Origin of the sequence: Curvibacter sp. APW13 (genome assembly GCF_032337135.1) — a bacterium.
Lineage (GTDB): Bacteria > Pseudomonadota > Gammaproteobacteria > Burkholderiales > Burkholderiaceae_C > Allorhodoferax.
The window spans coordinates 1258547-1270908 of record NZ_JAVXZZ010000001.1 but is presented as its reverse complement, the minus strand read 5'-3'; the positions used below and the strand labels follow the sequence as shown (position 1 = coordinate 1270908).

The window sequence follows — 12362 nt, the reverse complement described above, 5'->3', positions numbered from 1 at the left end:
CCATGCACCGCCGCATTGCCACCACCGCCCTCCTGCTCGGCAGCCTGTTGCTGCTGCCGGCCTGCACCACGGTCGTCACAGAAACCGCCAAGAAGGCGTTTGAAGACCGCAGCAGCGAGGACCAGGCCACCGACATCCGGATGGCCACCAGCTACTTCAGCGCCTTGCTGGACAAGGACAAAAACCTGGCCCTGGATGTGAGCCTCGATGTGTGGGAGCAGCGCGTGCTCATCACCGGCGCACTGACCGATGCCCGCCAGCGCCAGGAAGTCGAGGCGCTGGTGCGCGCCGACAAGCGCGCCCGCATGGTCTACAACGAGATCCTGCTGGTCTCGAAGGAGGCCCAGAGCCAGCGCCGCGACGCGGCACGCAACAAGTCCACGCCCAAGAAGGAAGGCATTGGCCAGAGCGTCAACGACTTCTGGATCGAGACCAAGATCTCGGCCCAGTTGCTCACCACTCAGGGTGTGACCTCGGTGAACTACCGCTGGCGCTGTGTCTACGGCACGGTCTACGTGATCGGCCGCGCGCTGAGCCGCAACGAGCTCAACACCGTGCTCGGCACCATCCGCGCTACCGAAGGCGTGAAGCAGGTCAAGAGTTTCGTCGACGTGCGTGGCACAGGGCATTGAAGCCACCCGGCCACGCACGAGCCCTCATCCCAGCGCGAGCTCCAGCACTGCACGCGCCTCGCCTCGCTGCACCAGCACCGAGGCCGAGCCCTCACCCGATGCCTGCAGCACCTGGCGGAGTTGACGCACATCCGTTACCAGGGAGCCATTCACTGCGACGATGACGTCGCCCTCGCGCAAGCCGGCCTTGCGCGCCGGGCCGTCGCGCAGCTTCTCGACCAGCAGGCCACCCACCACGTGCGCGGCCTGACGTTCCGCCGCGGTGAGCGGGCGCACGCTCATGCCCAGGCCGCCCTGGGCCGGCGGCGCGTCGGCCGTGGCCACTTTTTCGTCGGCCACGGCACCGATGCGCACCTTGCGGCTTTCCTTCTTTCCGTTGTGCCACAGCGTCATGGGCACTTCGGCACCCGGCGCGGTACCGGCGACCAGCGCAGGCAACTGGCCAGAGGTTTCAATGTCGGTACCGGCGAACGACAGGATCACGTCACCCGGCTGCAAGCCAGCGCGGTGGGCGGCGCTGCCGTTCTCCACCCCCATCACCAGGGCGCCCATGGGTTTGTCCAGCCCCACATTGCGGGCCATGTCGGCATTGAGCTCCTGTACCTGTATGCCCAGGCGACCGCGCTCGACCTTGCCGTGGGCCAGCAGTTGCTTTTCCACCTTCATGGCCACGTCAATGGGGATCGCAAACGACAGGCCCTGGTAACCGCCGCTGCGGCTGTAGATCTGGGAGTTGATGCCGATGACCTCGCCGTTCAGGTTGAACAGCGGCCCGCCCGAGTTGCCGGGGTTGATGGGCACGTCGGTCTGCAGGAAGGGCACATAGCCGTCGTCGGGCAGGGTGCGCGCCTTGGCCGACACGATGCCGGCCGTGACGGTGTTCTCTAGCCCGAAGGGCGAGCCGATGGCCACCACCCATTCGCCCACCTTGCTCCTGCCCGGGTCGCCGATGCGCACCGTGGGCAGGTCCTTGGCATTGATGCGCAATACCGCCACGTCGGTGAGCTTGTCCTGTCCCAGCACCTTGGCCTTGAATTCGCGCCGGTCGGTCAGCTTGACCACCACCTCATCGGCATCGGCCACCACGTGGGCATTGGTCAGCACCACGCCATCGGAGTCGACAATGAAGCCGGAGCCCAGCGCGTGGGTTTCCTCTTCCCCGCCGTTGCCCGGAGGCTGGAAGCGGCGGAAGAACTCATAGAACGGGTCTTGCGGGTCCAACTGCCCGAACGGTGTATTGGCCGCGGTGCGCCGCGCATGGCCGGTCACGCTGATGTTCACCACGGCCGGGCCCTGCTCGGTGGCGATCTGCGAGAAGTCCGGCAGCGCCAATGTCCGCGACGGTGCGGCGGAACTGGCTGTGGTCGGGGCCACAGGCGTTGAGGCCGTCTGACCAGTCTGCAGGAATAGGAAGGCCAAGGTGAACACAACTTTCGCCAGTACGCCAGCAGGCCACCAGCGTTTGGCGATTGATCGGATGTCAAAGTGCATGCATGGGTCCTTTCTTTGGCACCCCCGAAGGGGCAGGCTTGAAGGGATGCATTGCATCCAGACCGCGTAAAGGCAATTCGTAGGCCGTGCAAACTTTTGTGAACCCGCCACTGCACCGGCACTGAAGCGCTGTCAACAGCTCCCCCTGCCGCAGCGTTTACCATGGTGCGGGCGATTGGCCCGTATTCCTTGCAACACCATGAAGCAAACTCTCCAGGCACTTGCAGTTGGCGCCCTGCTGGCCGCTGCACTGTCCACTTCCCACGCCCAAAGCGACGCCTCCGCCGCCAGCCTGCTGTCGGCGCTGCCCATCGCCTCCGTCGTCGCAGAAGCCGGGGCTTCGGCCAAGGATGCGTCCGCACTGCCTGCGGCGTTTTCACTGGCCGGCGCCACACTGAGCATCGTGGCTGTGGAAGCCTCCGCCACAGGGGTGGTGTATGTGCTGGAACGCGCCTCGGACGGCGCCCGCGCCAGCGTGCGCCTGGCCAGCAAGGCAGCCGGTCAGGCATCCATGGCCGTGGGTACAGCCGTCACCGTGAGCACGTTTGCGGCTGGCGTGGTGCTTTCGGCGGCGGGCCAGGTACTGGCCTTCGTGCCCAATGCCGTGGGCCGTGCCCTGCTGCATAACGAAAAGGTGAGCCGGTGAAGCGGCTCATCCGTGCGGTCGGTGTGGCACTGGCCGCCGTGCTGGCCGTGGCGCCGGCCTGGGCCGGGCGCGCCTGTGACGACCCCAAACCGCTGACCGCCCAGACCGTGGAGCGCGCCATGACGCTGGCCTTGCGCACCGCGCAAGCGCTGGACGCCAGCGGCGCCGACGTGGTGCTGCTGGCGCGTGCCGGACAGGACCTGAGCAAATACAAGGTGCGCTATTCCCACCTGGGCTTTGCCTACCGCGAAGTGCTGGCAGACGGCACCAGCGTATGGCGTGTGCTGCACAAGCTCAACCAGTGCGGCACCGCCGAGTCCGCCATCTACAAGCAGGGACTCGGCGAGTTCTTCCTGGATGACCTCTGGCGCTTCGAGGCTGCCTGGGTAACCCCGCGGGCCGAGGTACAGAAGGCGTTGCTGCCGGTACTGCGCGACACGGCGCAGGCGGTGCGACTGCACCTGAAGGCCTACAACATGCTCAGCTACCCCTGGGCCACGCGCTACCAGCAGTCCAACCAATGGGCCATGGAAACCATCGCCATGGCGATGGCCCCGGTGGCCGGTGAGGGCGCCCCTGCACGTGAGAAGGCCCAGGCGTGGTTGCGGCTGCGTGACTACCAACCCGCCGTGCTGCAGCTCGACGCCCTGACGCGCCTGGGCGCACGCGTGACCCGCGCCAACGTGGCCTTTGACGACCACCCGGACGACAAGCGCTACAGCGGTCGCATCGAGACGGTCACAGTGGAATCGGTCTTCGACTGGATGCAACGGGCACAGCTCAGCACCGGACCAGCCCGCGTCCTCGAGTGACGCTGGCGGGCCGGGCGCGCCACAATGCGCCCATGCCCGCTGCCTTCCTCCCCACCATCGCCCCCGCGCGCTGCACGGGCTGCGGGCGCTGTGTGGCGGCGTGCGCTCCGCATGTGCTGAGCCTGCACCCGCAGGGCTGGGTCAAGGTGGCGGCGCTGGACGATGCGGCGGGCTGCACTGGCTGCGCGCAGTGCTACGTGGTGTGCCCCTTCGGTGCCGTGCGCATGCTGCGCGCCGGGCCGGGCGACTCCCCGCAGGACGAAGACAAAATCAGCCGCTAGCCCGCGAAAATACTGCGCACTCAGCTACCAAATTACTAGCGACACTCAGGTCACCGCGCCACGCTGGTGGAACTGCGGCTGGTCCCAGCTGCCGTTGTCCAGGATGTCCTTGAGGATGGCCACGGCGTTCCACACATCTTCGAAGCTGGTGTACAGCGGGGTGAAGCCGAAGCGCATGATGCGCGGCTCGCGGTAGTCAGGGATGACGCCGCGCGCGATGAGCGCCTGCACCACGGCAAAGCCGTGCGGGTGCTCGTAGCTGACCTGGCTGCCGCGACGGGCCGGGTCGGTGGGCGTAATGAGGGTGAGCGGGTGCCCCGCGCACTCCTGCTGCACCAGTTCCATGAACAGGGTGGTCAGGGCCAGGCTCTTGTCGCGCAGCGCGGCCATGCTGGTCTTGGCAAAGACGTCCAGCCCGCACTCCACCATGGCCAGCGAGGTGATGGGCTGGGTGCCGCACAGGTAGCGGGAGATGCCCGCCTTGGCCTCGTAACCCGGCTCCATGGCAAAGGGGCGGGCGTGGCCCCACCAGCCCGACAGCGGCTGCCAGAAACTGTTCTGGTGGCGCGCATGCACCCACAGGAAGGCGGGCGAGCCGGGGCCGCCGTTGAGGTACTTGTAGGTGCAGCCCACGGCGTAGTCGGCATTGGCGCCGTTCAGGTCCACCGGAACCGCACCGGCGGAGTGGGCCAGGTCCCACACCGTCACGGCGCCATGGTGGTGGGCCAATGCGGTGGTGGCGGCCATGTCGTACATGTAGCCGGTCTGGTAGTTCACGTGGGTGAGCATGAGCACGGCCACGTCGTCCTTGAGCGCATGGCCCAACTCCTCGGGCGAATCGATCAGGCGCAACTCGTAGGCTGGCGCTCCGTGGGCTTGCAGTTGCTCGGTCAGGCCCTGGGCAATGTAGAGGTCGGTGGGGAAATTGCGCCGCTCCGAGACGATGACGCGCTTGTGGGGTGCAACTGCCCGTTGCTTGCGCAGCGCCGCAGCCAGCACCTTGAACAGGTTCACCGAGGTGGTGTCGGTCACCACCACTTCACCGTCCTTGGCGCCCACCAGTTGGCCGAGCTGGTTGCCCAGGCGCTGCGGCAGTTCGAACCAGCCCGCCGTGTTCCAGCTGCGGATCAGGCCCACACCCCACTCCTGTTGCACCACCTGCTGGGCGCGCGCCAGGGCGGCCTTGGGTTGGGCGCCGAGCGAGTTGCCGTCGAGGTAGATCACCCCGCCAGGCAGATTGAATTCCTGGCGCAGGGGGGCGAGTGCGTCGCGGGCATCCTGGGCTTGGACGGAGGCAAGGGTGATGGGCATGGAAGGCTCCTGCATTGGCGTCAATGGAGACACACTGTACGCAAGAATCTGCGAAATGTGCTGGCAAGTTGCACCCTGATTCAGGCATTTCATGCATGTTTCTGCGGCCACGAGCCGCAAAATGCAATTATTTCGGCGCCACCGTTGGGCAGCCTAGGCACCTAGCGCCCTGTCGGCACTGGGGCTTGGGATTGGATGCGCACTATTTCCTTAGTCAGCTGCGGAATCAGGGATTCATTGCGCTGGTGCAGGTAGTGGTACACGGGCACCGTCGCGAAGACACCCAATGGCTGCAGTCTTGGCAGCTCCGCGCGGGCCCGGCCGTCCAGGCTGGGAATCACCTCTTCGAGCTGGCCCTTGGGTGCAATGGCCACATCGATGCGCCCCAGAAGAAGCATGCCCAACAGGGACTCGTAGGTGTTGACCAGCGTCAGCCGGTCCTCGCGCACCGAATCCTCCGTCAGTCGGGCCCCTCGACGTGCGCCCACACGAAGCCCCGAGGCGTTGATCCGGTCCCAGCTGTTCATGTCGGTGCGTGTGCCCTGAAGGACGTAGGGCACGTATTCCGTCTGGTTGATCACAATCGGCACCCTGCGCAGGTTCCTGGCCGACTCCTCGATGTGGGGAAGTCGGGCTACCTCGCCATCCACTTCGCCCCGGTCGGCTGCCAGCAGGGAGCGGGCAAAGGGCATGGTTTCGACTTCCAGCTCGAACCCCAGGTTCCGGTAGGCCCGCTGCAGGGTGGCCAGGGGCTTGGCGGTGATGGTCGGAACCCCCTCCATCATGGACAGGCGAATGACTCTGGCCTGTGCCCAGGCGGACGCGCCCTGCCCGAAGGCAGGCGCGCACAGCACTGCACGCAGCACCGTGCGCCTGCTGGCGTGGGGAAGCGCCCCGCCGGTCAAGGCCCGCAACACAGACAGCTGCATGGGCCCGCCCTGCTCAGGCCCCGGCGCGGATGAGGTCCGCGCACTTCTCGCCGATCATGATCGTCGGCGCATTGGTGTTGCCACCGATGAGCGAGGGCATGATGGAGGCGTCGGCCACGCGCAGGCCGGCGATGCCCTTGACGCGCAGTTGCGCATCCACCACTGCCAGGGGGTCACTGTCCGGCCCCATCTTGCAGGTGCCCACCGGGTGGTATTGGGTGTCGGCCCGGTTGCGGATGTCCTGCGCCAGCGCCGCGGTGTCGCCGCTGGGCACGGGGTAGAGCATCTTGCCGCGCACGCTGTCGAAGGGTGCACTTTCCATGATGCGCTGCTGAACCAGACCACCCTGCACCAGCAGATTCAGGTCGCGCTCGTCGCTGAGGAAACGCGGGTCAATGACCGGGGCCTGGCGCGGGTCGGTGCTTCGGATGGCCACGGTGCCACGGCTGTAGGGGCGCAACACGTCCACATGGCAGGAAATGCCGTGGCTCAGGTGGGCCTTGCGGGCGTGGTCGTCCACCAGGGCCACCACGAACACGAGCTGCAGGTCGGGCACGGCCACCGTCGGTGCCGAGCGGAAGAAGGCGCCGGCCGTGGCAATGGTGCTGGTGATCATGCCGCTGCGCTGGCGGCGCCACTCGAACATGGCTTTCACCACATGGGCCATGCCACGCGGCGTGGCACCAAAGGCGCCAGCCGTGCTGGGCACGGTCCAGCTCTGCACGTAGTCGATGTGGTCCTGCAGGTTCTGGCCCACACCCGGCAGTTCGTGCACTGGCGTGACCCCGGCCTTGCGCAGGTCGGCCGCTGCGCCGATGCCGGAGAGCTGCAGCAGCTGCGGCGAGCCGAAGGCCCCGGCGCTGACGATGACTTCACGGCGCGCACGCACGGTGTGCAGCTGGTTGCCCTGGTAGTAGCGCACGCCGGTAGCGCGGCGCCCTTCCAGGGTGATGCGCTCGCTCACCGCGTGGGTAACCACGCGCAGGTTGGGGCGGCCCAGGTTCGGCGTCAGGTAGGCCTTGGCGGCGCTGCAGCGCTCGCCATTCCTGTGCGTCACCTGGTAGAGGAAACTGCCTTCCTGCTCGGCACCGTTGTAGTCCGGGTTCAGCGGGATGCCGTTGCGACGCGCTGCGTCCAGGAACATCTGGCTCAAGGGGCTGTCGAAGCGCGGGTAGGTCACGTTCAGCGGGCCGCCCTGGCCATGGAAATCGTTGTGGATCTGCTCGTTGTGTTCGGCGCGCCTGAACAGCGGCAGCACTGCGTCGTAGCCCCAGCCCGGGTTGCCGAGTTCGGCCCAGTGGTCGTAGTCCCAGCGGTGGCCGCGCACGTAAAGCATGGCATTGATGGAGCTGGAGCCGCCCAACGTCTTGCCGCGCGGCTGGTAGCCCTTGCGGCCATTGAGGCCCGGCTGCGGCACGGTCTCGAAGGCGTAGTTGTTGATCCGGGTGGGCACCATGGCCACCACCCCGGCGGGCGCATGGACCAGCACGCTGTTGTCCGGGCCACCGGCTTCGAGCAGGCACACCGTGGTGCGGGGGTCTTCACTCAGGCGCGCGGCCAGGGTGCACCCGGCCGAACCGGCGCCGACAATCACATAGTCAAATTCCAGGGTTTCCACGCTGCTGTCTCCTTGTGGGCGTGGATTGTTCCGAACGGCCAATGTTTCGTCCAATGCATATTGGGATCAACTTCAATGCCTGAAACTCATGCTGACCGGGCGCCATGGCGCGCCGCATAATGGCAAACACCCCCGCTCTGCACCCACCGCCCCGTGATTGCCCTCGACAGCATTGACCACAAGATCCTCGCCCTGCTGCAGGAAGACGGACGCATCAGCAACCAGGCCCTGGCCGACCAAGTGGCGCTCTCCCCTTCGGCCTGCTTGCGACGCGTGCGCCAACTGGAAGAGGCCGGCGTCATTGCCCGCTACCGCGCCGAGCTCGACCCCCGGGCGCTGGGGCTGGATGTGGACGCGTTCGTGCAGGTGACCATGCGCCAGGAAGTGGAGGGCTGGCACGAGAGCTTCCTGGCCGCGGTGCAGCGCTGGCCCCAGGTGGTCGGTGCCTGGATCGTGACCGGCGAGTGCAACTACATCCTGCGCATCCGGGCCAAGAGCCTCAAGGAGTATTCGCAGTTCGCCATCGAGCACCTGCACAAGGAGCGCGGCGTGAAGGAAATACGCAGCAACATCGTCATGCAGGGCATCAAGAGCGGAGAAACCGTGGTGCCTTCCGCCCTGTTGCCACGCTAGGAGCGACAACCCATGCAATGGCTGGAACACCGCCTGCCGCCGCCCGTGGTGGGGCTGCTCTGTGGCTGGGGCATGTGGCTGGCTGCGCCGGGCTGGTCCTGGGACAGCGTGGGTATGTTGCGCGGCAGTGCCGCTGTGGCCCTGCTGCTGGCCGGTCTGGCACTCGACGCGCTGGGCCTGCTGGCATTCCGGCGCGCGCGCACCACATTCAACCCGCTGCAGCCGCAGCGCACCAGCAGCCTGGTGGTCAGCGGCGTCTACCGCGTCACCCGTAACCCGATGTACCTCGGCATGGCCCTGCAGTTGTCCGGCTGGGCACTGGTACTGGGCAGCCTGCCCGCCTGGGGCGGACCATTGCTGTTCGTCGGCTTCATCACACGCTTCCAGATCGTTCCCGAGGAACGCGTGATGGCCGCCAAATTTGGGCCGGCATTCACGGCCTACTGCACGCAAGTACGGCGCTGGCTATAGCAGCAGGTATTCCCGCAGCGCCGAAGCCGCCAGCCCCAGCGGTGCCAGCACGGCAAAGCCCTGCAGCAGCCGCACGAATACCGGCCCGGCCCGCTGCACTTCCAGGTAACGGCGCAGCAGCACGCGTGCCTTGGCCCAGGCCAGCAGCGCCACCAGCAGGGTCAGCCCCATGCGTGCCAGCCCGGTGTGCGACTGCGCTGCCAGCACCACGCTCACGACCGACAGCACGCACAGCAGCAGCCAAGCCACGGTGGTGGCGGACAGGGCACAGCGTTGCAGCTGGTATTTCATGCGAAGGCGTAGAACAGGGCAAAGATCATGAGCCACACCAGGTCGGTGGCATGCCAGTAGATCGCCAGCGACTGCGGGCCGCGGCAGTCGCCGTCGGCATAGCTGCCGGTGAGCATGCGCAGCAGGGTCCAGGCCATGCCCAGCAGGCCCCAGCTGGCGTGGATGAAGTGGTTGATCGTGAGGTAGTAGTACACCACCACGAAGATGCCAGCCTGGGCGTCCAGCCCCTGGGCCTGGTTCCACTGCCACTCGAAGCCCTTGAGCAGCGGGTAGCACAGCCCGAGCGCGAAGGCTGCCGCCAGCCAACCCGCGGCCTGTCGGCGCCGCCCGGCTTCCAGGTGGTGCAGCATGCGCGTCAGCAGGTAGCCACTGGTGACCATGACCAGGGTGATGAGCAGTCCCCCCAGCGTCCACAGCCGCGCCGCCCCGTCCTGGAATGCCTGCGGCTGGTACCAGCGCGCCGTGAAATAGACCACGAAGAACACCGCGAATTCCAGGCATTCCAGGCAGATGCCCACCCACATGGCCTTGTAGCCCGGGCGTTGCAGGTCCAGTGGAGTGGCAAAGGGAGCCGCGTCGGCCGACACGCTCGCAGCGTCCTGGGCGATAGCTTCGGTCGATGCCATCAGTCAGCCGGGAGGATGCGGGCCGCAGCGGCTGGTGGCGACGATGGCTCGGGGCCCCATGCCTGCCAGTCGTCCCCGAACAGTTCGGCCGGATGCGGCGTGCGGTCGGAGCCATTGCCGCAGCGCATGTCGTTGGCGGCGCAATACTGGTCACAGCCCCAGCAGATGCGCTCGGGGTGGCGGGGTGCCGCAGGAAACTTCTTGACCATGGGCCATTGTCCCGCCCGGGGAGCGGGCAGAACACGATCTGCATCAAGGAAGCCGCTAGTTCCAGGCCGACCTGCGGGTTTCCACACATGACGCGCCGCCGGTGGCAACGCACAATCCTGCGCACATCGCTCCCATCCATGCACTCCCTGCTGTCCTTCCTTGCCCTGGTCTGGCTGCTGCTGGCCCCCATTGCGGCCACCGCCCAGGAACCCCTGGTCGCCCGCCAGGGCGTTCTGGACCTGCGCCGGCATGACTTCAGCACCCAGCCAACCGTGGAGCTGCGCGGCGACTGGGGCTTTTTCTGGCACCAGCTGCGCGACCCGCGGGCGACGGACGCGGCCGCCGTCGCGGCACACGGCGAGTACATGGCCGTACCGGGGTTCTGGAACGACGGCCGCGACCTGCCGCCCTATGGCTTCGCCACCTATGCCCTGACGGTGCTGCTGCCCGAGACTGGCGGACCCGCGCCCCTGCTGGCCCTCAAGGTCTCCAACACCAGCACGGCGTTTCGGCTCTGGGTCGATGGGCGCGAACTGTATGCCAATGGCCAGGTGGGCACCCAGCTGGAAAGCGAGATTCCGCATTGGCAGCCCAACGTCGTCTCGTTCGTGCCCCAGGGCCGCCAGACCACCCTGGTGATGCAGCTGTCCAACTTCCACTACCGCAAGGGCGGTGTGTGGCGGCCGATGGTGCTGGGTCTGGCGCCCGCGGTGCAGAAGGCCTGGTTCGAGCACGACCAGTTCGACATGGCCATGATCGGGGCCCTGCTGGTCATCGCACTGGGGCAGCTGGGCCTGTTCGCGCTGCGGCCATCCGACCGCTCGACCCTGTATTTCGGCCTGTTCTGTGTCCTGATGGTGTTGCGCACAGCCTTTGTCGGTGACCACATCGTGGAACAGCGCTGGAGCAACTTTTCGTTCGAGTGGGCGCGCAAGTTCGAATACCTGGCAGTGAGCATGGGGCCGATGATCCTGTGCTACTTCTTCCGCGACGTGTTCCGCTCCCAGCTCGCATCACGCTGGTCGGCGTGGGTATTCCGCGGGTTGATGGTGGTCAGTGCTGTCTGCACAGCGGCAGTATTGCTGCTGTCGGTGCGCTGGTTCAACCAGTTGGTCAACCTCATGCAGCTCAACCTGCTGGCCTGTGTGGCCTGGAGCCTGGGCGTCATCGTGCGCGCGGCCTGGCACCGGGACCACCGCGCCCACATGGTGCTGCTCAGCGCCGTGGTGTTCGTGGCGGCCGTCATCAACGACATCCTGTATGCGCGCGGCTGGGTCCAGACCGACTACCTGGCCCCCTTGGGCTTTGTCTTTTTCCTGCTGGTGCAGACCTACCTCACGGCGCGCGACTACGCGCTGAGCCACCACAAGACCGCGCTGGCGGAAAGGGCCCAGGCGCGGGGCTTCGGCCTGCTGGCCAACGTGCAGAAGAACGCCGGCATGGGAATCTGGCAGTGGAACCCGGCCACCGACCAGGTGCTGTGGTCAGCCACCGTGTACGACATCGTCGGGCAACCGGTGCCGCAGCATGCCTCTGTGCCCATGGGGTTCGCCGGGGCCATGACCGGCGCCGAGGCCAGCAGGAACATCCACCGCGACGACCTGCCCGGCTACCTGCAGGTGTTCACGGGCTGCATGCGCACGCACCAGTCCGGCGCCACGCACTACCGGCTGCTGCGCCAGGACGGCGAGATCCGGCACCTGTACACCGAGGTCAACGTCGAGCTCGACGCCCAGGGCAAGTTGCTCTACCTGTACGGCTTTGTGCAGGACGTGACCGAGAAGAAGCAGGTCAGCGATGCCTTGGCACGCATGAATGCGGAGCTGGAGGGCCTGGTGGCGCAACGCACGGAAGAGCTGCGCCGCATGAACGCGCAGCTGGTAGACCAGAACGCCCAGCTCGAAGCACTGTCGGTGACCGATCGGCTCACCGGGCTGTTCAACCGCCTGCGCCTGGACCAGGCGCTTGAAGACGAGCTGCACCGCCACCAGCGCTATGGCGTGCCGTTTGCGCTGCTGCTGGTCGATGTGGACCATTTCAAGTCGGTCAACGACACGCATGGGCATGCGGTGGGTGACCAGGTGCTGCAGCAGTTTGCCGACATCCTGCGCCGCGGCACCCGGGCGGTGGACCTGGTCGGCCGCTGGGGTGGCGAGGAGTTCCTGGTGATCTGCCGCGAGACCCAGGAGGCCGGTGCCATGGCCCTGGCCGAGAAGCTGCGCCAGGAAGTGGCCGCGTTTCCGTTCCCCGTGGTGGGGCAGCGCACCGCCAGCTTCGGCGTGACCAGCGTGCACCCCGGCGACACCGTGGCCCGCATGATGGCCCGGGCCGACACGGCCCTGTACCGCGCCAAGGCCCTCGGCCGCAACCGGGTGGAGCTGGAGCAGGCCTAGGCGCCTGGGCTCCCAACG

At 66.9% G+C, this 12362-nt stretch carries 14 protein-coding genes; 7 read left to right on the top strand and 7 right to left on the bottom strand.

From position 1 onward, the window contains the following. The first annotated feature begins 2 nt into the window (after positions 1–2). Positions 3–632, top strand: a complete 630-nt coding sequence (locus tag RQP54_RS05845; protein ID WP_315677230.1) for a BON domain-containing protein — start codon at positions 3–5, stop codon at positions 630–632. A 24-nt stretch (positions 633–656) separates the two neighbouring features. Here the strand turns inward: RQP54_RS05845 and RQP54_RS05840 are convergent, their stop codons facing one another. Then, entirely contained in the window at positions 657–2123 is a 1467-nt protein-coding gene (locus RQP54_RS05840) for a Do family serine endopeptidase (RefSeq protein WP_315677229.1), read from the bottom strand. A gap of 199 nt (positions 2124–2322) precedes the next feature. Between RQP54_RS05840 and RQP54_RS05835 the strand changes: the two genes are divergently transcribed. The 3 genes from RQP54_RS05835 to RQP54_RS05825 are packed head-to-tail and all read left to right on the top strand — an operon-like array spanning position 2323 to position 3862. Then, the gene (locus RQP54_RS05835) at positions 2323–2769 is read left to right on the top strand and encodes a hypothetical protein (RefSeq protein ID WP_315677228.1); all 447 of its coding nucleotides are present in this window, start codon (positions 2323–2325) and stop codon (positions 2767–2769) included. After that, a complete protein-coding gene (locus RQP54_RS05830; RefSeq protein WP_315677227.1) occupies positions 2766–3581 on the top strand; it encodes a DUF2145 domain-containing protein in 816 nt (271 codons plus the stop codon). Before RQP54_RS05835 ends, RQP54_RS05830 begins: the two co-directional genes overlap by 4 nt. A 32-nt stretch (positions 3582–3613) precedes the next feature. After that, complete coding sequence (locus RQP54_RS05825; RefSeq protein ID WP_315677226.1) at positions 3614–3862, top strand: ATP-binding protein; 249 nt, start codon at positions 3614–3616, stop codon at positions 3860–3862. Positions 3863–3907: 45 nt separating this feature from the next. On the opposite strand, the gene kynU is transcribed toward RQP54_RS05825, so the two are convergent. The 3 genes from kynU to RQP54_RS05810 all read right to left on the bottom strand — a co-directional run bounded on the left by kynU (position 3908) and on the right by RQP54_RS05810 (position 7720). Further along, positions 3908–5173, bottom strand: coding sequence for a kynureninase (kynU, locus tag RQP54_RS05820; protein ID WP_315677225.1), 1266 nt, complete (start codon positions 5171–5173; stop codon positions 3908–3910). 161 nt (positions 5174–5334) lie between these two features. Then, positions 5335–6102, bottom strand: coding sequence for a hypothetical protein (locus RQP54_RS05815; RefSeq protein ID WP_315677224.1), 768 nt, complete (start codon positions 6100–6102; stop codon positions 5335–5337). A gap of 13 nt (positions 6103–6115) precedes the next feature. Next, positions 6116–7720, bottom strand: a complete 1605-nt coding sequence (locus RQP54_RS05810; protein ID WP_315677223.1) for a GMC family oxidoreductase — start codon at positions 7718–7720, stop codon at positions 6116–6118. A gap of 156 nt (positions 7721–7876) precedes the next feature. Between RQP54_RS05810 and RQP54_RS05805 the strand changes: the two genes are divergently transcribed. Both RQP54_RS05805 and RQP54_RS05800 read left to right on the top strand, forming a co-directional pair. Further along, complete coding sequence (locus RQP54_RS05805; RefSeq protein WP_315677759.1) at positions 7877–8353, top strand: Lrp/AsnC family transcriptional regulator; 477 nt, start codon at positions 7877–7879, stop codon at positions 8351–8353. A gap of 12 nt (positions 8354–8365) precedes the next feature. Then, positions 8366–8824: an isoprenylcysteine carboxylmethyltransferase family protein gene (locus tag RQP54_RS05800; protein WP_315677222.1), complete on the top strand. Its 459-nt coding sequence runs from the start codon at positions 8366–8368 to the stop codon at positions 8822–8824. On the opposite strand, the gene RQP54_RS05795 is transcribed toward RQP54_RS05800, so the two are convergent. The 3 genes from RQP54_RS05795 to RQP54_RS05785 are packed head-to-tail and all read right to left on the bottom strand — an operon-like array spanning position 8819 to position 9950. After that, the gene (locus tag RQP54_RS05795) at positions 8819–9115 is read right to left on the bottom strand and encodes a hypothetical protein (protein WP_315677221.1); all 297 of its coding nucleotides are present in this window, start codon (positions 9113–9115) and stop codon (positions 8819–8821) included. The genes RQP54_RS05800 and RQP54_RS05795 overlap by 6 nt on opposite strands. Then, positions 9112–9741: a cytochrome c oxidase subunit 3 gene (locus RQP54_RS05790; RefSeq protein WP_315677220.1), complete on the bottom strand. Its 630-nt coding sequence runs from the start codon at positions 9739–9741 to the stop codon at positions 9112–9114. The genes RQP54_RS05795 and RQP54_RS05790 overlap by 4 nt, the downstream gene beginning before the upstream one ends. Continuing rightward, positions 9741–9950, bottom strand: coding sequence for a DUF3079 domain-containing protein (locus RQP54_RS05785; RefSeq protein WP_315677219.1), 210 nt, complete (start codon positions 9948–9950; stop codon positions 9741–9743). Before RQP54_RS05785 ends, RQP54_RS05790 begins: the two co-directional genes overlap by 1 nt. A gap of 138 nt (positions 9951–10088) precedes the next feature. Between RQP54_RS05785 and RQP54_RS05780 the strand changes: the two genes are divergently transcribed. Next, a complete protein-coding gene (locus tag RQP54_RS05780; protein ID WP_315677218.1) occupies positions 10089–12344 on the top strand; it encodes a diguanylate cyclase in 2256 nt (751 codons plus the stop codon). Positions 12345–12362: the final 18 nt, after the last annotated feature.